We start from the raw sequence: 20,745 nt of genomic DNA on the forward strand, positions 1-20,745 counted from the left end.
ATCTTACTGCCCGTTAAAACGTGATAAAGGATACACGATGAGCGACAGCGAATCGATGTTGACTTATCGTAGGGAGGAGGACTGAAGTTTGATAGCCGATAGGCGCTAAGCTAGACAGTAATCTAAATTCAGATATAAATTCTGATATCAAAATGACATAAAAAAATCACCACGAATATTATTTAAATTCTGTGGTGATTTTTTTATTTACAGGCGCTACGCTTTTCTTATTAAGCTTGGGATTGTGCAATCCACTCTTGTAATTTATCTTTTAACGTATTAAACCCTTGTGATCCGTCCGTGTCGTTATTAATAACAACTGCTTGGCGCTTTTTAGGTTTTTTTGCTTTCTCTTCTACTTGTTGAACAGGTGCTTCTTCAGTTGCACGAATGGATAAACCAATTTTTCCAGCTTTTTCATCAACGGAAAGTACTTTAACTGAAACCTCGTCTCCAACTTTTAAATAGTCGTTAATATCCTTAACAAAGCCATGTGTAACTTCTGAGATATGAACTAAACCTTGTGTACTTTCATCTAGAGATACAAATGCACCATAAGGCTGGATTCCAGTTACCTTACCATTTACTACGCTTCCTACTTCAATTTTATCAGACATAAAAACACTCCTATTGTTTTATTATTTATCCCATTTATCCCGCATTAACGGGCAGTAAGCCCCTCACCAGGAAGTTTATAAGTAATAACGAGCAATTCTAGGTGAGGGATAACTGCCCGTAAAAGCCCGATTAGTTCAACTAACAATCAGTGAGGAATAAAGCCTCCTCACTGATTGTTAATTGAACTTTATACGCAATATATTATTATACTGTAATTATACATTAATAACAAGAAAAAAAAGCGCAAGAAATTGCGCTTTTTCCAGCATTAACGGGCAGTAAATCCCTACCTCTAAACTTTAGTGAAACAGAGAAGTGAAGGTGGGGCATAACTGCCCAGTAAAAGCCCGATGAAGGATAGGACGTCCTAGTCAGGCGAATGTCACAGGATGTGGCATGTATGAACGTGATTGGTTCAACTAACCTTCAGTGGTGGATGAAGCCCCCCCACTGAAGGAAGTTTCACTTTATGATAGCCTCTCAACAAAGTGGTTCATGCGTTTCATTGCCTCCTGAAGCTGCTCCATTGATGTTGCATACGAACAACGGATATGTCCTTCACCACTTTCACCAAAAACATTTCCAGGAACTACGGCAACCTTTTCTTCTACTAGCAATTTCTCGGCGAACTCCTCTGAGCTTAGTCCTGTAGATCGAATAGAAGGAAAAGCATAGAAAGCACCTCCAGGAATATGACAGCTTAATCCCATTTCATTTAATGAATGAACGATTAAATTCCGTCGTCTGCGATAGCTTTTTCTCATCTCTTCTACATCTTCTCTCCCGCTAAGCAGTGCCTCAAGACCTGCATATTGAGCCATAGTAGGAGCACACATAATCGAATATTGATGTATTTTCAACATCGCCTGAGCAATATCCTTTGGTGCACAAACAAAGCCTAATCTCCAGCCTGTCATAGCAAATCCTTTTGAAAAACCATTTACAAGAATCGTGCGATCCCTCATGCCTTCTATAGTTGGTAAGCTTGTATATTCCTCGTCATAAACCAACTCTGCATAAATTTCATCAGATATGACCAAAAGATCATATTTCTCAGCGATTTCTGCAATTTTTTCTAATTCCTGCTTATTAAGCATAGAGCCTGTTGGATTATTCGGTGAACATATCATAATTGCTTTTGTTCTTTCGGTTATCACTTCTTCCAGCTGATTCGGTAGAACCTTAAAATCATTTTCCTTTAATGTTTGAATCTGAACGGGTACACCACCAGCCAAACTCACTGTTGGAACATAGGAGACAAAGCTCGGCTCTAACACAATCACTTCGTCACCAGGATCTATAATGGCTCTTAAGGCTATATCAATTGCTTGACTAGCACCAACTGTTACAATGATTTCAGATTTAGGGGAATACGTTACTGAAAAATATTTCTGCATATACTTGGCAATTTCTTCTCTTAATTGAGGCAGCCCTGCATTAGCCGTATAGGATGTATATCCTTGCTCTAGTGATAAGATTGCCGCTTCCCTTGCATTCCATGAAGTCACAAAATCAGGCTCGCCAACACCAAGAGAAATAACCCCCTCCATACCAGCCGCTAAATCAAAAAAACGACGAATACCAGAGGGTTTTAATTGTTCCACATGTTTTGCAATATAATTTGTTTTCGTTTGTTTCATTACGGAGACACCACAATTCTTCTGTCTTCATCGCCCTGTTCAAAAATAGTTCCATCGTGCTTATACTTTTTCAAAATAAAATGAGTTGTCGTGGAAAGAACAGAGTCTAAAGTTGAAAGCTTATTAGAGACAAATCTTGCTACTTCATTCATTGATTTTCCTTCAATAACAACCGACAGATCGTACACTCCAGACATTAAATACACTGATTTAACCTCTTTGAATCGATAAATTCTTTCAGCAACCTCATCAAAGCCCACACCACGTTTTGGCGTCACTTTCACATCAATCATTGCTGTAACACCTTCATGGCCTTCTACCTTTGACCAGTCAACGAGTGAAACATAGCGAATGACTACCTTTTCTTCTTCAAGCTTTTTAATCGTTGATTCTGCCTCTTCTATACTTAAATTAGTCATTTTTGCAATATCTTCAGTTGAAATACGAGCATCTTTTTCTAATATTTCTACAATTTCAATTTCTTTTGCTGTCAGCTTCATCGAATCTCTCCTGTCGCTTTTTAAAATATGTTTATTATAGCAAATATTTTCTTGAATGAAACGGGACTTTTTAATTTATCTACATTTTTATTTTTAGTTTATGTAAAACAAACGTGGATGATAAAAAGTGAATTTTGATTCATACGTGTGAACGCTTCTTTACATGTCTTAAGGTACATGAAATGCAGAGAAAAAGTCGTTTAATCCTCTTTCTTATCCTTTTAAAAAAGGAGAGTGATCTTATTTCGATCACCCCCCTATTCATTCCGTATTCGTCCGAACGGTTATACCTCTGTATTTTGTACGTTGACCTTTCCATCCAAATAAGCATCTGTATCTAACTGCTCGATCTGTTTATTTTTCTGGTCGAGTTCTTTTTTCAGCTGAGAAATAGTGTTTCTCATACGAATAATACGCACAAATCCAAAAGACGCAATTGCAAGACCTCCAATAAGAGCTGAACCTAAAATAATTAAAACGAGAGGCCACTGTGCTGTCCCAAATAAATAATTAAATTTAACCGTATTTCCATTTAAGATGGAAAACAGTGCAATCACTATTGCAAATAATAGTGCGATGATTAAATTAATTTGACCTTTCAATCCTATCTCTCCCCTAAAATGAAAAAACAAAAATTATTTTTTCCCTATTTTAGCATACTATAACAATTAGGATAAATATACTTTTAAAAATATTGCCCTGTTTCATCCAACGCTCTCCCCATTTGGAATTCTACTTTATAAAGTTATTATAATGAACAAGAGCTGCTCTCTTTTATATCCATAAGCTCTTTAGAAATGTGCAGGCATTTGTCATATGCTAATACTTCTTCAAAGGAAAATTCATATATTTCTTGAATCTTCTTTGCTATTTCTTCTATTGAATCGAAATCATGCATGGCTTGAATGGTATCAGCAATTTCAGTATCATAGCTTCCTTCACCAAGCTGAAAAGGGTCCCAATCATTTAACACCTTTACAAATCTCAAATGCATTACTTGTACATCCATTTTCTCACCTTTTTATTTCTATTTTTATTTATTTATCTTATCATATCTTATAGGAAGAAAAACTATTAATAGGCGGTGGCATTGATGAATAATATTTTTGATAAAATCATTGAAAGACAAAATACAGCTTCCTTTAAATGGGGCTTTAACAAGGTTGTATTTGGAACAGACGATATTCTCCCAATGTGGATAGCGGATATGGATTTCGAGCCTCCTAAAGAAGTGACAACTGAAATGCAAAAGCGTCTTGAGCATGGGATATACGGTTATACATATGTACCATCTTCTACATCCAAAGCCATAAAAAATTGGCTATTTAAAAGGCATGATTGGGAAATCAATCAATCTTGGATCGCTTATAGTTCAGGTGTAGTTCCAACGATAAGTACAGCGATCCAAGCTTTTACCGAGCCAGGAGATTATGTCATGCTTCAAACTCCCATCTATACACCCTTTATGGAAATGATTGAAAAAAACAATCGGAAGATCTTGAACTCACAACTTAAATTGGTCAACAACCGATACGAAATGGATTTTGATGACTTCGAAAAAAAATTGCAATCCGGAGTGAAGCTATTTCTCCTTTGCAGTCCCCATAATCCAGGTGGGAGAGTATGGACAAAAGAAGAATTAGTAAAAATAGGGGATTTATGTTTAGAATATAATTGTCTTATTCTTTCCGATGAAATCCATTCTGATCTTGTATTTAAGCCAAATCATCATTTACCAATTGCTTCTTTAAACGAGAAATATTTAGATATTACCTTGACCTGCGTGGCTCCAAGCAAAACATTTAATATTGCTGGTCTACAGGCATCTGCTTGTATTATTGCAAATAAAGATGTAAAAAATAAATTCACAGAGGCTCAGCGTGCACAAGGCTTCCATACGCTTAACACCTTTGGCGTGATTGGAATGGAAGCAGCCTATTTATATGGAGAAAGCTGGCTTGAGGAATTGCTTGCTTATTTAAAAAGGAGCATTACCATCGCAAAAGACTATATCGAAAAGAACATACCTGCTATTAAAGTAATAGAGCCCGAAGCAACCTATCTTCTTTGGTTGGACTGCCGTAATTTGAAGTTAAGTGATGAAGAATTAAATAAAGCATTAATTGAAAAGGGCAAGCTTGGGCTACAGGTTGGAAGTCTTTTTGGAAAAGGTGGAGAAGGATTTATCCGTATGAATATTGGATGTTCTCACGAAGTATTGTTAGATGGTTTGGAAAGACTAAAGCATGCTTTAAGCTAAATCCTCCCAAATTCACAATATTAATTCAAATATACGTATTGACAATCTGTTTAGTTGGTTTTATCATTTCTTTTAGGTGTGAAAATGAATAAAACTTATCCAGAGTGACTGAGGGATCAGGCCCAATGATGTCCAGCAACCTCCTATTTGGAAAGGTGCTACTTCCTGCAGAATGATTTAATTCTGGAAGATAAGTCGTGATAGATAAACGATGCCTCTTTCAAAAGAAAGGGGTATTTTTGTTTTGTTGGTACAGGAAATAATAAAATAATTGGCTGATGCAATATCACGAGTGAAGAGTTCTTGTTTTTATTCCTTCAGTCTAAAAAAGGTGGGAAGACGATGATTGAAGTTAAGAATCTAGTAAAGATTTATGAGACAAAAAAAGGCAAAGTTACCGGAGTCGATCATGTCTCCTTAAAAGTGAAGACCGGAGAAATTTTTGGAATTGTCGGTTATAGCGGAGCCGGAAAAAGTTCCTTACTTAGATGCTTAAACCTTTTAGAAAAACCAACAAGTGGAGAAATCGCAGTAAACGGTGTTTTCCTTACGTCATTAAAGGAGAAACAATTACGAAAAGAACGATTAAAAATCGGTATGATCTTCCAGCATTTCTACCTTGTAAGTTCAAAAACGGTTTTTGAAAATATCGCTTTTGCTTTAAAAGCAGCAAAAACGCCTAAAAAGAAAATTGAAAAACGAGTCGTTGAGCTTCTTGAGATGGTTGGCCTATCGGATAAAAGAGATGTTTATCCCTCCCAATTAAGTGGCGGTCAAAAGCAGCGAGTAGGAATAGCCAGAGCTCTTGCTAATAATCCAACCGTCTTGCTTTGTGATGAAGCAACCTCTGCCCTTGATCCGAGCACAACAAAATCGATCTTGACTTTATTGAAAAAAATCAACCAAGAGTTAGGATTAACAATTGTATTAATTACACACGAAATGGAAGTCGTTAAAGATATTTGTGATCGCATGGCGGTAATGCAGGATGGCAAAATTATTGAAGAAGGTCCTGTTTATGATTTATTCTCGAATCCAAAGCAAATTTTAACGAAAACATTTATTAATACCGTCCTACAATTTGAATTACCAGAACATTTGCTTCAGGATCGAAAAGGGAAAATCATTAAAGTGTTCTTTAAGGGAGCCATTGCAGAAGAATCGATTATTTCGGATGCTTTTCAGAAATTCCAGATTAAAGGGAATATTTTACACGGGAAAATTGAATATATCCATGACACCCCTTTAGGAATTTTTATTATGGAGCTTACTGGCGATACACAAGAAATTGAGAGAGCTGTTGAATTTATCAAGGAACGAACTCAAAATTTGGAGGTGATTCAACATGCTTCTTGATAGTTTAATCAGTCTGCTTCCAGATTTAAACAAAGCTTTTTTTGAAACATTATACATGGTTGGTATTTCAGTTCTTGTTGCGATAATATTTGGACTTCCGATTGGAGTACTATTATTCGTAACAGATAAGGGACTATTTTTAGAAAATACTCTTTTTAAAAATGTCGTTGGCTTTATTGTCAATATGGTCCGCTCTATTCCTTTTATCATTTTATTAATTGCCTTACTGCCATTAGCAAACATAGTTGCAGGAACAACAATTGGACCTACTGCAGCATCGGTATCCTTATCTGTCGCAGCAATTCCATTCTTTGCAAGATTGGTAGAACAATCCCTTAGAGAAATAGATAAAGGGGTCATTGAGGCATCTGTCGCAGTAGGGGCTTCACCATGGATGATCATAAAGGATGTCCTTATTCCTGAAGCAAAGCCAGGTATCGTTCAAGGAATTACCATTACCATTATAAGCCTTGTTGCTTATTCAGCGATGGCTGGAATTGTTGGCGGAGGCGGAGTCGGTGATCTTGCCATTCGTTTCGGATATTACCGCTACGATAATACGGTCATGATTACAACCGTTGTCATTCTCATCTGCCTCGTTCAGCTCATTCAGTTTTTTGGGGACAGAATATCAAAAAAAGTGGATAAACGATAGCATCATTGGAATAACTGGGTAACCTCTGTTAACTGTTGATAGACTTTACCCGTTATATATAAACAAATAGTATGGGGGCAAAAAAAATGAAAAAAATAGCATTGCTGCTTCTCATTATTCTTTCATTTGGCATTCTTGCTGCATGTGGAAATAATGGAGAAAAGGCATCAGAGGGAAAGAAAGAAGATAAAAATGTTACTATTGGAGCTACATCTGGTCCGTATGCGGACATGGTGAATAAAGCCATTAAACCTATTCTTGAGAAAAAAGGGTATAAGGTTAAAGTAGTAGAATTTAGTGATTATATTCAACCAAACCTAGCTTTATCTAAAGGCGATCTTGATGCGAACCTTTTTCAACATAAAATTTATATGGAAAATTTCGCAAAAGAGCATAAGCTTGAACTATCTGAGTTAATTGTTGTGCCGACAGCTCCAATGGGTATATACTCTAAAAAATTTAAAAAGTTAGATGACATTACAGAAGGGGCATCCATTGCCATTCCAAATGATCCAACGAATGCGGCACGTGCCTTCCTAATCCTTCAGGATGCTGGATTTATTAAGCTTGATCCAAATGCGAATCCTTTAACGGTTTCAGAAAAGGATGTAACTGAAAATAAGAAAAACCTTAAATTTGAACCAATTGAGGCAGCTCAGCTTCCAAGAGCAGTTGATAGTGTTGATTTATCAGCAGTTCCAGGTAACTTTGCACTAGCGGCGAAATTTAATTTGTTAGATGCATTGCAATTAGAAAACATGCCAGAACAATATCGCAACCGTGTTGTCGTTAATACGAAAGATTTAAATACACAAGTTGCGAAAGACATTAAAGCAGCAGTAGAATCTGAAGAGTTTGAAAAAGTGATTGATGATCAATTCAAAGGCTTTGGGAAACCTGACTGGATGAAATAATTATTAATATTTCTAAAGAGGCAGATCCGCAGGTGCTAAAAGCACTTTTGATGGATCGGCCTTTTCATCTATATTCAATACAGGAGGAGAAAGCATGGTTGAAATTGAAGTTCGCGGAGCTCCAACCTATTATGCGTGTCAAGCTGGAATTCTTGATCAGCTGGAAGAGCTTTTAACACGATATAAAAAGAAGAATTGTCTTGTCGTTCATGGCGAAAAATCATGGAATTCCATTAAGCCTTATTTCCCAGTAAATCTTTCGGAACAGCTATCCTTTGTACCATACAATGGAGAATGCTCTGATACAGAAATTAATAGAATTTCAAACATTTCTACTGAGGGAAATTTTGATGCGATTATTGGGATTGGCGGCGGAAAAGTATTAGATGTTGTCAAAGCTGCGGGGAATGCTACTGATCTTGATGTTATTTTAATTCCTACACTTGCTTCAACTTGTGCAGCATGGACCCCATTAAGTGTTATTTATACAGAGCAAGGGGAATTTATTCGGTATACCGTATTTCCAAAAAGTACTTTGATGGTATTAATTGAACCGAGAGCCATCTTACACTCCCCAACCTCCTACCTTGTTGCTGGAATTGGGGATACGTTAGCAAAATGGTACGAAGCTGATGTCATTATACGAGATTTAGATGAAAAACCGCTCGTCGTCACCATTGCCCATCAAGCTGCAAAGCTTTGTAAAGATGTATTGCTAACTTATGGCTCACAAGCTGTTCAAGATCAAAAGAATGAACATTTGACTTCTACTTTTATTAAAGTCATTGAAGCTAATATCATACCAAGTGGTATGGTAGGTGGCTTTGGGGATAGATACGGACGTATCGCAGGTGCTCATGCCATCCATAACGGCTTAACAACCCTTGAAGAAACTCACCACTTGCTGCATGGAGAAAAAGTAGCCTATGGAATTCTAGTTCAATTGGCCCTTGAAGGAAATTGGGAGGAAATTAAACAGCTGCAATCCTTCTATGAATCATTAAATCTCCCACTCACTTTCCAAGATTTAGGATTAAATGTTATTAATAAAGAAAAGCTTTTACAAATCGCTGAAGCTGCTGTCTTACCAAATGAATCAATTCACTTAATGCCTGGTATCATCACAGCTGATGATGTCCTTAAAGCCATCAATTCACTTGAAAGCTTTATTGTTAAACAAATTTAGAAAAGCGGAAGCGCCTTGATCAGCCCTGAAGAAAAATGTTCTCATGACTCAAAAAGTGTTTTTTACTTTTAGAGGCATGAGGCTATTTTTCACAAGGGATAGGCGCTAGAGCTAGACACTGGTCGGAGTTTCGAAAACTTATACTTTCGTACCAATTATGAAAGAATCAGGTGGATTACACTTTCTACCTGATTCCTTTTGTTATTGTCTTACTAAGGATAGTTTACTTTTTCTTTTTCGTAATGGACCCACATGCAATTCTTTCTCCAGAATCACCTGCTGGTTGTGTCATTCCGTCATCCTTTTCTTCGGTTATCACAATCGATGTTCCTTTTTTCGTAAATAAAGAATTTTTTCCTTCTTTTAAGGTTACACTCGGCGCTAAAATATCCGCTTTTACCTTTCCATCATCCCCTACAATTATGTTAGGTAGATCACCAGCATGAGCACCTTTTGGATGTAGAAGTCCATGCTCTTTCTTATCTGGATTAAAATGATTTCCTGCTGATTCGAAATCGGGCGGATCACATTGATTCTTCTCATGTATATGAATCCCATGCTCTCCAGGAGGAAGCCCGTCCAAATCAATTTTCATCATAACTCCTTTTGCTTGCTCCTGAAGCTCAATCTTTCCTAATGAATCACCCACCTCGTTATGAATATCAACCTCTAGTTTCTTTATCTCCTCTTCCATGCACCCGGTCAGTAAAAGAAGAGGAATCAGTATAGGCCATAATCTCTTCATTAATTCCATCCTCCACAAACAATATGCCCTTATTATGCTCCATTAAAGATCCACTCTATACAAGGATGACCTAGAATTGTTACCTAGAGGATAAATGATCCTTTGAACTTTTTATTTTCTCAACAAGCTGTTCGGTCTTTTTTTCTTCTCGTTTTGAAACACGAATGATGATAAACATCGTTAAAACTGCTGCCAAAAAAAAGAAAAAGAAGGAAATAGCAGCTGGAATATACTCTGTTTTATCCTCCGGAAAATACAAAAAAAGCGACAACACATACCATTGACTCATGGCATCAAGTCCTTTCTATATTTCATGGTTATAGAAATTCAAATGATCTAAGAAATGTCGCTAAATCTATTCAAAAGAAAGCTGTACCTTTTCATTTTTGATCATACAAGTCATAATAGGATGGAAAGTAATTCATTGAAAAGAGGATCGATAATGAGTGAATATCAAATTGGTGATAAAGTAACCGCTTTTTATAAAACTGGAAAGTATATTGGAGAAATTACTGATATACGCCCACAAGCTTATTTGGTGAAGGTTCTAGGTGTATTAAAGCACCCCCAACAAGGAGATCTACATAACCCAAAGGAGGTTCAAGTAGCACTCTTTCATGAACGCAAGGCCTTAAGCTATCGCGAACAAACCAATGTACCTAAGAATATGGTGAAGCCTTACGATGGCCCTATACCTCAATATGCAGACACATTAAAAGAAGCTTTGCAAAAAATGAAAGCTGAATTAATGGCAGATCCATCTCCGTTTGCACAGCTTAGCTTAAAAAATGTAGAGACCCTGGAAAAAGAATATTTCTAAAAAGGTTCGTCTATTTATAAATAATTGCCAACATTATGCAAAACGATTTATTAGCTGTGTAAAATCGATTCTATCCCCAATGGTTGTTGGTTCATGCTTTTCTAAATACCTTTTATCTTTCTCAACGAGCTTAAAAATGTGATAGGTTGTTAGAGCATCATCTAACGCACGGTGATGCTTTCCAATCCCTTCTCTTCCATATTCCTTTACTGCCTTCCATAACCCTGTTTGATTTTTATCTCCAAAAAAATGTTTGTATTCCATCGACAAATCGATTTCCATTCCTGAAAAAGGAAATGAAATATTTCTTTTATTACAATTATTTTTCAGCACCTTTAAATCCATGTTTCCCCAGGTGATAATGGAATTTGTATAATTTTTGCCTATGTCACTAAGCTTCTTGATTAATTCATAAAATGTGATCCCTTCATCTACCTGCCGCTGTGTGATATGTAAAAACGATTTGCAGCGTGCCGTTAACAATGGAAATTGCATTGGCGTCACATAGGAAGAAAATTGCTCTCTTATACGATCATTGACAACCGATACTATTCCTACTTCAATTATCTCTGGAAAAAATCCTTTATATCTGGAGCTTTTTTCTGGCATTGTAAATTCAAAATCAAGAAATAATAACTGATGGTTTCCTTTCACTGGTTTAATCCTCCTATCAAACCAAATTGAAAACGTTTTTATTAAACATTATATCACAAAATTTTCAGTATTTTCATACTTATTTTATAAAAAAGGAAGCCAATGCAAAATTCTACATTCTGCATTGGCTTCCTTTTTTAATAAGTGTTGGAAATTCGTACATATTCTCTTGGAGCAAATGGTTTTGTTTGCTTCCTATGAATCGTTTGTTTTTGATCTGATACAAATTTGACCTTCAAAACATTTGTCTCAGCAATTGGCACTTCATCCCTTCTTTTAGACCTCTGATCTATAATCCATGCTCCCGTAAATAATAACAAAAAAACGGATATGACAACTACAAGCTTTTGCTTCATTTACATACCACCATCCATATTCATAGTATGTAAAAAAGAAGTTAAAATTATGCAAAATAATGAACTAAAAATTGGGTATATTAACAAACAAAACCATTTATTTAAAGTAAAAATTAAACGTTTTTAAAAAAATATATGAAATTTTTTATCGATTTTTTACGTGTTTCTACATATTTAATAACAAAAGCTAAACCTTGATAAAATTCCATTTTTCACCATGCAACCAAAAAATGTTTAGGTTATAATTTGTTTAGGATAGGTTTTAATTTATGAAAAATAAGAATAAACATTTTTTTGTGATGATTTTTACAATAAGAAATATCTAAAGAGAATGATGCTTTCTTTAAGTATTTAGTAATACAAAATTCAGCTATCAAATTGATTTAGCCACAAAAGGAGGATTTGTTTTGACATTACTGCATTGGGCAATTATTTCGCCATTTTTGCTGGCAATCATAATTCCTATATTAAATAAGAAAACAAAAAGCATACATACTGGTTGGTTTGTTTTACCATTGCCAATTGTTTTGTTTATTTATTTCATCACATACATACCTATCATCTCTACACAACAAGATATCATTCAAAGTATTCCATGGATACCTACGCTCGGAATTGACTTTATTGCCAAAGTAGATGGCCTCGGCCTCCTATTTTCCCTATTAATCACAGGCATTGGATCTCTCGTCATCCTTTATTCTATTTATTATTTATCAAAGGAAAAAGAAAAGCTCAATACCTTCTATGTATATTTACTTCTCTTTATGGGTGCCATGCTCGGAGTTGTCTTTTCAGACAATTTAATTGTTCTGTATACATTTTGGGAGCTTACAAGCTTTTCCTCCTTTCTATTAATTGGATATTGGTATAAAAGAGAAAAATCACGATACGGTGCACAAAAATCAATGTTAATCACGGTTTTAGGTGGATTAGCATTGCTCGGAGGAATCATTCTTCTATACATGTTGACAGGTTCCTTTAATATTTCCGAAATCATCGTCTATGCAGACAACCATAATTTAATAGAAAAGCCATTACTTCTGCCAGCTATGCTCTGTATTTTATTAGGAGCATTTACGAAATCTGCTCAATTTCCTTTTCATATTTGGCTTCCGGATGCGATGGAAGCACCAACGCCTGTCAGTGCTTATTTGCATTCTGCTACTATGGTAAAAGCAGGAATCTATTTAGTCGCAAGACTCAGCCCAGTGTTTGCTGAATCATCTGTTTGGTTGTGGGTGATTGCCGGTTTTGGGATTGTGACATTATTTTGGGGTTCATTTTCTGCTGTGAAGCAAACCGATCTAAAATCTATACTTGCTTTTTCAACGGTTAGCCAACTCGGATTGATTATGTCTTTATTAGGAATTGGGGCTGCAGCACTTCATTTTGATGGTATGAAAGACAGCTACTTTACAGTGGCGACAACAGCAGCAATCTTTCACTTAATTAACCATGCTACATTTAAAGGGAGCCTATTTATGATTGTTGGGATTATCGATCATGAATCAGGCACTAGAGATATACGAAAGCTTGGCGGATTAATGAATGTTATGCCGATTACCTTTACATTAGCAATTATTGGCGCTTTTTCGATGGCAGGCATACCACCTTTTAACGGATTTTTAAGTAAAGAAATGTTTTTCACAGCGATGGTACGTGTTTTAGAAATGGATTTTTTCCAGTTGGATTCATGGGGTGTTCTTTTTCCAATCCTTGCATGGATCGCTAGCATCTTTACATTTATTTATTGCATGATTATTGTATTTAAACCCTTTACTGGAAAATACCAACCAGAGAAGCTAGAGAAAAAGCCACATGAAGCCCCTCTTGGGATGCTTATTTCTCCGGTTATTCTTGTTTCATTGATCATTATTTTTGGCTTATTTCCGAACATTCTCTCAAAAAGTATTATTGCTCCTGCAATGAGTTCTATTTTGCCTAGCTTACTCGATGAAGGTAAACATTTTGATGTTCATATCCATTTTTTTCATGGCTTTACGATTGAATTGTTTATGACAATCTGCGTAATTGCTTTAGGGATTCTATTATTTCGTACATTACCAAAATGGCGAACTGTTTACAATCTCTTCCCAGAAAAGCTAACATTAAACAAGTTTTACGATCACAGTTTAGAGCTTTTTGAAAAGGGATCATCGAAAACGACAAAAGCATATATGAATGGATTTATTCGAAACTATCTTGTCTATATATTCACATTTTTTATTCTCATAACTTTTATCACAATCGTATGGAAAAAAGCATTCGCTTTTCAAACTAGTAATGTTTCCGCAATTGGATTTTATGAGGTGCTCCTTGCTTTAATAGCTGTTGTTGGGTCCATTATGATCGTATTTGCGAAATCAAGACTTACTTCCATTATTTTATTAGGTGCCGTTGGATATACTATGGCTCTATTCTTTGTATTATTTCGAGCACCTGATTTAGCTTTAACTCAGCTCGTAATTGAAACCGTTTCTGTTGCACTATTTTTACTATGCTTCTACCACTTGCCTAAAGATTACCGTAAAGAAGAAAAAAATAGCTTTAAACTGACAAATGGACTTATTTCCATAGGTGTTGGTCTAGTGGTCACAATTGTTGCTTTGTCCGCGCATAGCAATAAGTTATTTGATTCCATTGCTAATTATTATGTCAAAAACACCTATGAATTGGCCGCTGGAAAAAACATGGTGAACGTCATCCTAGTTGATTTTCGTGGATTTGATACGATGTTCGAAATTTGCGTGCTTGCGATAGCCGCTATTGGGATCTATTCCATGATCAAATTGCGATTAACTAGGAGGAAATGAAGATGAAAACAAATGATCTTATTTTACAGACCATTACAAAGATTGTGCTATTCATCATTATTCTCTTTTCAATCCATCTCTTTTTCTCTGGACACTATTATCCAGGAGGGGGATTTATTGGAGGATTAATGACTTCAGGAGCGATTGTTCTCCTCTTACTAGCCTTTGATCTAAAAACCGTTCATAAGATATTACCTGTTAATTACCAGTACATGATTGCCATTGGTTTACTTTTTTCGGTTGGAACTGGAACTGCTTCGCTCATTTTTAATGTCCCTTTTCTTACCCACGCATTTACGGACATCTATCTACCGATTCTCGGAAAAACAGCACTACATTCAGCCGTGCTGTTTGACACTGGTGTATATTTTGTTGTCATTGGCGTTACCATGACCATTATTCAAACGATTGGAGAGGATGAATAATGGAAATATTAATGGCATTTGTCATCGGCATTTTATTTATGACAGCCACTTATTTAATGTTATCAAAAAGCTTATTAAGGATTATTATTGGCACTGGATTATTAAGTCATGGAGCCCATTTATTAATCTTAACGATGGGTGGTTTAAAAAGAGGAGCATCTCCGCTATTAGGAGAACATGGACCGTATGTTGACCCTATTCCACAAGCACTTATTTTAACCGCGATCGTCATTAGCTTTGGTGTCACTTCCTTCTTTTTAGTTCTTGCTTATCGTGCCTATCAAGAGCTTGGAACGGATAATATGGACCAAATGAGAGGAACAGATCATCATGATTAATTTAATCATTTTACCGATACTCATCCCGTTATTAACAGGGATTATATTAATATTTTTTACTAAAAAAATGAAAGCACAGCGATGGCTTTCCGCTCTATCATTGCTTTGTACAATGATCAGCTCCATACTATTGCTTATAAAAGTAGAAGAAAATGGCATTCAAACACTCGACTTAGGTGGGTGGAAGGCTCCCTTTGGCATCACGCTTGTTTCTGATACACTCTCAGCCCTGCTTGTCTTAACAACAAGCTTGATTGCTTTTACTTGTTTCATTTTTTCATTATGGTCTATTGATAAAAAACGAGAGGAATTTTTTTATTACTCTATTTTTCAATTTCTAATTGTTGGAGTGAACGGAGCTTTTTCAACTGGTGATATTTTCAACCTATTTGTCTTTTTTGAGGTCATGCTTATGGCTTCATATGTTCTTCTTGTTCTTGGAGGGACCAAAATCCAGCTGCAGGAATCCATCAAATATATATTAATGAATGTCGTTGCTTCTGCCTTTTTTGTGATCACCGTTGCTTATTTATATTCTGTAGTAGGGACATTAAATATGGCACACATTTCTGTACGAATAACGGAGGCTGGCCAACCTGGTATAATAACGGTTATCGCCATCCTGTTTCTCATCGTATTCGGCGTAAAAGGAGCGATTTTCCCTTTATTTTTTTGGCTGCCTGGATCATACTACGCTCCCCCTGCTCCTATTTTAGCTTTGTTCGGAGCTCTATTAACGAAGGTTGGCGTCTATTCCATTATGAGAACCTATACGTTATTTTTCTATCATAATACGGGATATACCCATAAAATCCTTCTCATCCTGGCTGTATTATCTATTATATTTGGCATCATTGGAGCAGTAGCTTATTGGGATATAAAAAAGATCATCATTTATAATATCATTATCGCGATTGGTGTTATTTTATTTGGTGTAGCCGTGATGTCTAAAGAATCTTTAATGGGTGCTATTTTCTATCTCATACACGATATGGTGATAAAAGCTGCTCTATTTCTACTTATTGGTATCATTGCAAGTATTGCAGGTACGAGCAATCTGAGAAAAATCAGTGGACTAATAAAAGGATATCCTGGGCTCACTTGGACCTTTTTTATTGCAGCTCTTTCACTTGCTGGGATCCCTCCTTTAAGCGGTTTTATTGGCAAGCTGCTCATTACACAAGGCGGGTTTCGCGAAGGACATTACATAGGATCATCTGTTGTACTGTTATCAAGCCTATTTGTTTTATATTCCATAATGAAAATTTTCATCAATGGGTTTTGGGGAATCCCTCGTACATTTAATGGAGAAAAAAACATCCCAGTCAAATTTCTGCTTATTGCACCCGTTATTTTAGTGGCAGTGTCCATTATTATAGGACTTGGAACAGAGGCAATTTATCCATATATCTCACAAGCGGCTGAAACATTGATCCATCCATCGATTTATATTGACGCTGTTTTAAAGGAGTAATGCAAAATGGCTTTTCAAATTTTATTAAACTTTGCTCTGGCTTTGACTTGGATGTTTTTAAAAGTATCCTATGATCCGGTTACTTTTTTTGTAGGCTATTTCTTTGGTTTACTAATCATTTATATTTTTAGACGTTTCTTTCCATCACGTTTTTATTTATTGCGGATCATTGCGGTCATTAATCTTTTGTTCATCTTTATCAGAGAACTTATTTTATCTAATTTTGCAGTATTAAAGGTAATTTTAAAACCTAAATTGGATATGAAGCCTGGGATATTTGCGCTGCAAACTAAATTAACAAACGATTGGGAAATTACCATTCTTGCAAATCTTATTACGTTAACACCTGGAACATTGGTTGTTGATGTTTCACCTGATAATAAAATTTTATATATTCACGCGATGAACATTGATGATATAACGGATTCCATTGATAGTATTAAAAATACATTTGAAAAGGCGATTATGGAGGTGAGTCGATAATGTTTGAAGTGATTGTACATATTGCGTTAGCTTGTGTTTCAATTGCCATGATTGGATTAATTTATCGCGTCATTAAAGGACCCTCCATCCCGGATCGAGTCATTGCACTTGATGCCATTGGCATTAATCTGATTATTATAATAGCTCTAGTTTCTATTTTATTAAAAACTCATGCTTTTTTAGAAATTATTTTACTATTAGGGATATTGGCATTTATCGGTACTGTAGCTTTCTCCAAATATATCGAAAAGGGGGTAATTATAGAACGTGATCGAAATCATCATTAAAATCATAATAGCTGCCCTTATATTAATTGGAGCCTTTTTAAGTCTTGTAACAGCGTTTGGATTGATAAGACTTCCAGATGTTTATACTAGAAATCATGCTGCCTCCAAAGCAGCTACTTTAGGCGTTATGTCTATTTTACTTGGTACTTTTCTTTATTTTTATGTGGAAGAAGGACACTTTAATTCACGATTAATATTAGGTATCGTGTTCATCTTTTTAACCTCTCCTGTAGCAGGCCACCTCATTAGCCGAGCTGCCTACAACTCAGGAGTAAAGCTCTGGGAAAACAGCGTAAGAGACGATTTAAAGGACGAAAAGCGGAAGCGGCCTGTTTAGCCCCGACAAGCATAAGTCGCTCCTGATAGAAGGTGTACTTTACCTTCAATTCAGGAGTGGCTTATGACCTCGAGGTGTTGGGCGCTGGAGCTGGACAATAAAGAAAAACAAAAGCAGCTTGATAATTTGCAATTAAAAAACCTTGTCTTACTCGACAAGGTTTTTTCGTACGTTTTATTTTCTTTTTATGATAGCAATAGTACACCTAGAAATACAAATAAGCTCTTCTTCTTCGTCCACAATACTTATCTGCCAGACCATTGTTGTTTTTCCTCTATGGAGAATTTCTCCTCGACCTGTTACAAAGCCACTTTTCTTTCCTTTAATATGATTGGCATTGATTTCAAGACCAGCGATTGCTTCTGCCTCTTGATCGACAAGCTCATAAGCTCCTACACTCGCAATCGTTTCCGCTAAAGCAACAGATGCCCCACCATGGAGATAGCCAAATGGCTGTCTTGTTCTCTCATCAACAGGCATCGTTGCAATTACTTTTCCCTTCTCTATATGCGTTACATGAATGCCAAGGGACTCCATTAACGTATTCTCAAAACCCACTCTCTACACTCCAATCTTTATTAAAAGGATAGGTATCCTTCAAAATCAGATGTCTATACATGATTAATTTTCAGACTGTTGCACAGTTTCCTGCCTTCTTAATAGAGGAACAACAAACAGCATCCCAATAATAAGCAAAAAGGCTGATAGTTCATAAATGATTACTAAGGATAGCGTTTCTTTTAAAAATCCACTTAGTGCCATCGTCAAAACCATTGCTCCCATAAATAATGGAGTTAATATACCATTTACACGTCCAACAAAAGATTCTTCTGTATTTTGTAATATCATCGTATTAATTCCAATATGAATACAAGGCATCACAAGTCCTGAAATGAATTGAGCTGCCAATGTCAGCCAAAGCCCAGTCGATAATCCCATTACAAGAAAGCCTAATGCACTGATGCCCAGTCCAATTGTAAGCAGCATTTGAGCTGACGTTTTTTGAGAGGCTGCCATCGTTATTCCGCCACCTAAAATCATCCCAATTCCGAACGCCGCCATTAACCACTGCAAAAACTCCTTTTGAAGCTCTAGTCGCTCTGTAATAAGGAAAACAGCAAGCGGCTGTGTAAGACCAATTGCTAATCCAGCAGCAATGAAACAGCCACCAAGTAACATAAGAGATCGTTTGTTCAACACATACGTAAAGCCTGCCTTCATTTCCTCAAAGAAAGTCGTTTGCACTTCTTTCTTTTCAACCTCTTTATCAGGAGGTAAAAGGAACAAGATGGCAGCAGAAAGCAAGAAGGCAACCCCCATGATTCCAATAGCTACGATAATACCATAATGCTGATAAACTAATGTACCAATAATAGGACCCAAGATCATAAACAAAGCAAAAATCGTTTGATACATAGACATTCCTAACTGTATTAAGTCTTCTTCTACATGGATCTTAAATAGCTTCATGCCAGATGGCTGTGAAAATTGAGATAATATCGATGAAACAAGGGTGGCAAAGAAAACCATCTTCCAGCTGCCAAATACAAGCGTTAATAAGACGATAAAGATCGAAAGGGCACTTAATAAGTCACACCCAATCATCGTTCTTTTTGGCTTCCAACGATCTGCAAATGTGCCACCAATAAAGGAGAATAGAAAAATTGGTGCAAATTCCGCAACAGAAATAAGAGAAACTGCAACTGGATTCTCATTTGTCTTCTCTATAACATACAAGAGAATAGCGTAATTTCGTACCCAAATGCCAATTTGCAGAAAAAATACGGATAGCAATATCGTACGAACGACTTGATTTTTAAATAAAGCTCCCATTGAAACTTTTGATTTCACTTCGACTGAATTCATAAAAAAAACCTCCATTTCCATTTTTCGGATAGGAGGTATTAAATAAACAAACAAAACTGCCTAGAACAGCATGTTAAAATTTGTTTGATAAAAAATACACAGACTAATCCTATCCAAAAAATATATCGTACTTATACGAATGATTTTCTAAAAAAGGATTAGCTGTTCATTGTTCTTTTGTTCACCCTTCCGTACACTTGTACGTTAATCTTACATGAATTATTTTACAATTTCAAGGACATTTATTCTTTTCATTTCATTATTTTCAAAAAGTTTTTTGCTATTCTAAGTTGTATCTTTTTTTTCTTCTTTTTCTTTTTCTTAATATGAAAAAGGAAAAAATGAATAGGATGAAAACAGCTACTAATACAATCATTATCTCTGTTCCATAGGATATGATCACTTCAATATGATCTCCAAAAAGATAGCCAATGGAATAAACAATACTTACCCATATAAGTGCACCAGCGTACGCAAAGAAAGCAAAGGTTTTAAAAGAAAGCTTGCTGAAACCATATAAAAAAGGAAGTAGATTTCTAATTCCTGGAATAAAATAACCGATCAGGAGGGAGGCAGCATGGTATTTATCAATTAATTTTAAGGAGTAATGGATTCCCTTTGTAAATTTTTTTTTACGGCGAAAATAATAAAGAAAAGGTCTCCCTAAAAATTTCCCCAGCGAATAACAAGTTGTTAGTGCCGCTACAATTCCAGCATAAACGACTAAAAAGGTGTAAAAGGGATTAATGATTTTTGTAGAGGAAAGCATCGCTACTGTCATCACAATCACTTCATTTGGAACTGGAATTCCAAATACGCCAATCCATAGCCATAAAAAAAGACCTAGATAACCATAATTGTCGACTAATTCAAGGACAATTTCGAATTCCAATTGCAAAAACTCCTTCCCCTTTACAAAGCATTTCTATGAATTTACGTATACTTTATTATAGCTCTCTTATAGATTCAAGGAAAATTTTGTGAATATCATTCAATTAATTCTCATGGATAAAACATA

25 protein-coding genes and 1 riboswitch are annotated in these 20,745 nt (G+C 35.9%); of the genes, 13 read left to right on the forward strand and 12 right to left on the reverse strand.

Annotation, left to right across the window (positions count from 1 at the left end; translation table 11 throughout):
- Positions 1-230 precede the first annotated feature (230 nt).
- The 5 genes from yugI to FDO66_RS16920 all read right to left on the reverse strand — a co-directional run bounded on the left by yugI (position 231) and on the right by FDO66_RS16920 (position 3,752).
- Positions 231-617: a S1 domain-containing post-transcriptional regulator GSP13 gene (yugI, locus tag FDO66_RS16900; RefSeq protein WP_141433832.1), complete on the reverse strand. Its 387-nt coding sequence runs from the start codon at positions 615-617 to the stop codon at positions 231-233.
- A 468-nt stretch (positions 618-1,085) separates the two neighbouring features.
- Positions 1,086-2,258: an aminotransferase gene (locus FDO66_RS16905; protein ID WP_141433833.1), complete on the reverse strand. Its 1,173-nt coding sequence runs from the start codon at positions 2,256-2,258 to the stop codon at positions 1,086-1,088.
- Positions 2,258-2,758, reverse strand: coding sequence for an Lrp/AsnC family transcriptional regulator (locus FDO66_RS16910; RefSeq protein ID WP_141433834.1), 501 nt, complete (start codon positions 2,756-2,758; stop codon positions 2,258-2,260). The genes FDO66_RS16905 and FDO66_RS16910 overlap by 1 nt, the downstream gene beginning before the upstream one ends.
- Positions 2,759-3,042: 284 nt before the next feature.
- Positions 3,043-3,360 carry a LapA family protein gene (locus FDO66_RS16915; RefSeq protein ID WP_141433835.1) on the reverse strand — a complete coding sequence of 106 codons (318 nt, stop codon included), beginning with the start codon at positions 3,358-3,360 and terminating at the stop codon, positions 3,043-3,045.
- Between the two features lie 146 nt (positions 3,361-3,506).
- On the reverse strand, positions 3,507-3,752 hold the full coding sequence (locus FDO66_RS16920) for a YugE family protein (RefSeq protein ID WP_258535764.1): 246 nt from the start codon (positions 3,750-3,752) through the stop codon (positions 3,507-3,509).
- A gap of 99 nt (positions 3,753-3,851) precedes the next feature.
- Between FDO66_RS16920 and FDO66_RS16925 the strand changes: the two genes are divergently transcribed.
- From FDO66_RS16925 to FDO66_RS16945, 5 genes are all read left to right on the forward strand, one after another.
- On the forward strand, positions 3,852-5,018 hold the full coding sequence (locus FDO66_RS16925; RefSeq protein WP_141433837.1) for a MalY/PatB family protein: 1,167 nt from the start codon (positions 3,852-3,854) through the stop codon (positions 5,016-5,018).
- 92 nt (positions 5,019-5,110) lie between these two features.
- A riboswitch (SAM riboswitch) is annotated at positions 5,111-5,215 on the forward strand.
- A gap of 145 nt (positions 5,216-5,360) precedes the next feature.
- Positions 5,361-6,374 (forward strand): methionine ABC transporter ATP-binding protein, encoded by a 1,014-nt coding sequence (locus FDO66_RS16930; protein WP_141433838.1) that lies wholly within the window; start codon positions 5,361-5,363, stop codon positions 6,372-6,374.
- Positions 6,364-7,029: a methionine ABC transporter permease gene (locus tag FDO66_RS16935; protein WP_141433839.1), complete on the forward strand. Its 666-nt coding sequence runs from the start codon at positions 6,364-6,366 to the stop codon at positions 7,027-7,029. The genes FDO66_RS16930 and FDO66_RS16935 overlap by 11 nt, the downstream gene beginning before the upstream one ends.
- Before the next feature lie 86 nt (positions 7,030-7,115).
- Positions 7,116-7,943 (forward strand): MetQ/NlpA family ABC transporter substrate-binding protein, encoded by an 828-nt coding sequence (locus FDO66_RS16940; protein WP_141433840.1) that lies wholly within the window; start codon positions 7,116-7,118, stop codon positions 7,941-7,943.
- A gap of 94 nt (positions 7,944-8,037) precedes the next feature.
- Positions 8,038-9,129, forward strand: coding sequence for an iron-containing alcohol dehydrogenase family protein (locus FDO66_RS16945; RefSeq protein WP_141433841.1), 1,092 nt, complete (start codon positions 8,038-8,040; stop codon positions 9,127-9,129).
- Between the two features lie 223 nt (positions 9,130-9,352).
- Here the strand turns inward: FDO66_RS16945 and FDO66_RS16950 are convergent, their stop codons facing one another.
- Together FDO66_RS16950 and FDO66_RS16955 are read right to left on the reverse strand one after the other, a co-directional pair.
- Entirely contained in the window at positions 9,353-9,874 is a 522-nt protein-coding gene (locus tag FDO66_RS16950; RefSeq protein ID WP_141433842.1) for a superoxide dismutase family protein, read from the reverse strand.
- A gap of 79 nt (positions 9,875-9,953) precedes the next feature.
- Positions 9,954-10,163: a hypothetical protein gene (locus FDO66_RS16955; protein ID WP_141433843.1), complete on the reverse strand. Its 210-nt coding sequence runs from the start codon at positions 10,161-10,163 to the stop codon at positions 9,954-9,956.
- A gap of 153 nt (positions 10,164-10,316) precedes the next feature.
- Between FDO66_RS16955 and kapB the strand changes: the two genes are divergently transcribed.
- Positions 10,317-10,694, forward strand: coding sequence for a kinase-associated lipoprotein KapB (gene kapB / locus FDO66_RS16960; protein ID WP_141433844.1), 378 nt, complete (start codon positions 10,317-10,319; stop codon positions 10,692-10,694).
- A gap of 33 nt (positions 10,695-10,727) precedes the next feature.
- On the opposite strand, the gene kapD is transcribed toward kapB, so the two are convergent.
- Both kapD and FDO66_RS16970 read right to left on the reverse strand, forming a co-directional pair.
- Positions 10,728-11,348 carry a 3'-5' exonuclease KapD gene (gene kapD, locus FDO66_RS16965; RefSeq protein ID WP_141433845.1) on the reverse strand — a complete coding sequence of 207 codons (621 nt, stop codon included), beginning with the start codon at positions 11,346-11,348 and terminating at the stop codon, positions 10,728-10,730.
- A gap of 137 nt (positions 11,349-11,485) precedes the next feature.
- Positions 11,486-11,704, reverse strand: coding sequence for a hypothetical protein (locus FDO66_RS16970; RefSeq protein WP_141433846.1), 219 nt, complete (start codon positions 11,702-11,704; stop codon positions 11,486-11,488).
- A 407-nt stretch (positions 11,705-12,111) separates the two neighbouring features.
- Here FDO66_RS16970 and FDO66_RS16975 point away from each other — a divergent pair, with 407 nt between their 5' ends.
- From FDO66_RS16975 to mnhG, 7 genes are read left to right on the forward strand one after another with little or no spacing between them, the layout of a single operon-like run.
- Positions 12,112-14,517, forward strand: a complete 2,406-nt coding sequence (locus FDO66_RS16975; RefSeq protein WP_141433847.1) for a Na+/H+ antiporter subunit A — start codon at positions 12,112-12,114, stop codon at positions 14,515-14,517.
- A 2-nt stretch (positions 14,518-14,519) separates the two neighbouring features.
- A complete protein-coding gene (locus FDO66_RS16980) occupies positions 14,520-14,942 on the forward strand; it encodes a Na(+)/H(+) antiporter subunit B (protein WP_141433848.1) in 423 nt (140 codons plus the stop codon).
- On the forward strand, positions 14,942-15,280 hold the full coding sequence (locus FDO66_RS16985; RefSeq protein ID WP_141433849.1) for a Na(+)/H(+) antiporter subunit C: 339 nt from the start codon (positions 14,942-14,944) through the stop codon (positions 15,278-15,280). Before FDO66_RS16980 ends, FDO66_RS16985 begins: the two co-directional genes overlap by 1 nt.
- Positions 15,273-16,754 carry a Na+/H+ antiporter subunit D gene (locus FDO66_RS16990; protein ID WP_141433850.1) on the forward strand — a complete coding sequence of 494 codons (1,482 nt, stop codon included), beginning with the start codon at positions 15,273-15,275 and terminating at the stop codon, positions 16,752-16,754. Before FDO66_RS16985 ends, FDO66_RS16990 begins: the two co-directional genes overlap by 8 nt.
- A gap of 6 nt (positions 16,755-16,760) precedes the next feature.
- Positions 16,761-17,237, forward strand: coding sequence for a Na+/H+ antiporter subunit E (locus FDO66_RS16995; protein ID WP_141433851.1), 477 nt, complete (start codon positions 16,761-16,763; stop codon positions 17,235-17,237).
- On the forward strand, positions 17,237-17,524 hold the full coding sequence (locus tag FDO66_RS17000) for a Na(+)/H(+) antiporter subunit F1 (protein WP_141433852.1): 288 nt from the start codon (positions 17,237-17,239) through the stop codon (positions 17,522-17,524). Before FDO66_RS16995 ends, FDO66_RS17000 begins: the two co-directional genes overlap by 1 nt.
- On the forward strand, positions 17,505-17,861 hold the full coding sequence (gene mnhG / locus FDO66_RS17005; RefSeq protein WP_141433853.1) for a monovalent cation/H(+) antiporter subunit G: 357 nt from the start codon (positions 17,505-17,507) through the stop codon (positions 17,859-17,861). Before FDO66_RS17000 ends, mnhG begins: the two co-directional genes overlap by 20 nt.
- Before the next feature lie 174 nt (positions 17,862-18,035).
- Here the strand turns inward: mnhG and FDO66_RS17010 are convergent, their stop codons facing one another.
- The 3 genes from FDO66_RS17010 to FDO66_RS17020 all read right to left on the reverse strand — a co-directional run bounded on the left by FDO66_RS17010 (position 18,036) and on the right by FDO66_RS17020 (position 20,619).
- Entirely contained in the window at positions 18,036-18,398 is a 363-nt protein-coding gene (locus FDO66_RS17010; protein WP_141433878.1) for a hotdog fold thioesterase, read from the reverse strand.
- Between the two features lie 84 nt (positions 18,399-18,482).
- The gene (locus FDO66_RS17015) at positions 18,483-19,727 is read right to left on the reverse strand and encodes an MFS transporter (protein WP_141433854.1); all 1,245 of its coding nucleotides are present in this window, start codon (positions 19,725-19,727) and stop codon (positions 18,483-18,485) included.
- 280 nt (positions 19,728-20,007) lie between these two features.
- Complete coding sequence (locus FDO66_RS17020; RefSeq protein WP_141433855.1) at positions 20,008-20,619, reverse strand: DedA family protein; 612 nt, start codon at positions 20,617-20,619, stop codon at positions 20,008-20,010.
- Between the last annotated feature and the right edge of the window lie 126 nt (positions 20,620-20,745).

The organism is Bacillus sp. 03113 (genome assembly GCF_006546985.1).
Lineage (GTDB): Bacteria > Bacillota > Bacilli > Bacillales > Cytobacillaceae > VATK01.

Bases quoted from the DNA above. Each gene is read 5' to 3' on its own strand.
- FDO66_RS16980 (WP_141433848.1), top strand. From the start codon at position 14,520: ATGAAAACAAATGATCTTATTTTACAGACCATTACAAAGATTGTGCTA.
- FDO66_RS16985 (WP_141433849.1), top strand. From the start codon at position 14,942: ATGGAAATATTAATGGCATTTGTCATCGGCATTTTATTTATGACAGCC.
- FDO66_RS16995 (WP_141433851.1), top strand. From the start codon at position 16,761: ATGGCTTTTCAAATTTTATTAAACTTTGCTCTGGCTTTGACTTGGATG.
- FDO66_RS16940 (WP_141433840.1), top strand. From the start codon at position 7,116: ATGAAAAAAATAGCATTGCTGCTTCTCATTATTCTTTCATTTGGCATT.
- FDO66_RS16970 (WP_141433846.1), bottom strand. From the start codon at position 11,704: ATGAAGCAAAAGCTTGTAGTTGTCATATCCGTTTTTTTGTTATTATTT.
- FDO66_RS16935 (WP_141433839.1), top strand. From the start codon at position 6,364: ATGCTTCTTGATAGTTTAATCAGTCTGCTTCCAGATTTAAACAAAGCT.
- FDO66_RS17015 (WP_141433854.1), bottom strand. From the start codon at position 19,727: ATGAATTCAGTCGAAGTGAAATCAAAAGTTTCAATGGGAGCTTTATTT.
- FDO66_RS16930 (WP_141433838.1), top strand. From the start codon at position 5,361: ATGATTGAAGTTAAGAATCTAGTAAAGATTTATGAGACAAAAAAAGGC.
- FDO66_RS17000 (WP_141433852.1), top strand. From the start codon at position 17,237: ATGTTTGAAGTGATTGTACATATTGCGTTAGCTTGTGTTTCAATTGCC.
- FDO66_RS16955 (WP_141433843.1), bottom strand. From the start codon at position 10,163: ATGAGTCAATGGTATGTGTTGTCGCTTTTTTTGTATTTTCCGGAGGAT.
- FDO66_RS16950 (WP_141433842.1), bottom strand. From the start codon at position 9,874: ATGAAGAGATTATGGCCTATACTGATTCCTCTTCTTTTACTGACCGGG.
- FDO66_RS16910 (WP_141433834.1), bottom strand. From the start codon at position 2,758: ATGAAGCTGACAGCAAAAGAAATTGAAATTGTAGAAATATTAGAAAAA.
- yugI (WP_141433832.1), bottom strand. From the start codon at position 617: ATGTCTGATAAAATTGAAGTAGGAAGCGTAGTAAATGGTAAGGTAACT.
- FDO66_RS16905 (WP_141433833.1), bottom strand. From the start codon at position 2,258: ATGAAACAAACGAAAACAAATTATATTGCAAAACATGTGGAACAATTA.
- FDO66_RS16945 (WP_141433841.1), top strand. From the start codon at position 8,038: ATGGTTGAAATTGAAGTTCGCGGAGCTCCAACCTATTATGCGTGTCAA.
- FDO66_RS17010 (WP_141433878.1), bottom strand. From the start codon at position 18,398: ATGGAGTCCCTTGGCATTCATGTAACGCATATAGAGAAGGGAAAAGTA.
- FDO66_RS16920 (WP_258535764.1), bottom strand. From the start codon at position 3,752: ATGCATTTGAGATTTGTAAAGGTGTTAAATGATTGGGACCCTTTTCAG.
- FDO66_RS16990 (WP_141433850.1), top strand. From the start codon at position 15,273: ATGATTAATTTAATCATTTTACCGATACTCATCCCGTTATTAACAGGG.
- kapB (WP_141433844.1), top strand. From the start codon at position 10,317: ATGAGTGAATATCAAATTGGTGATAAAGTAACCGCTTTTTATAAAACT.
- FDO66_RS16925 (WP_141433837.1), top strand. From the start codon at position 3,852: ATGAATAATATTTTTGATAAAATCATTGAAAGACAAAATACAGCTTCC.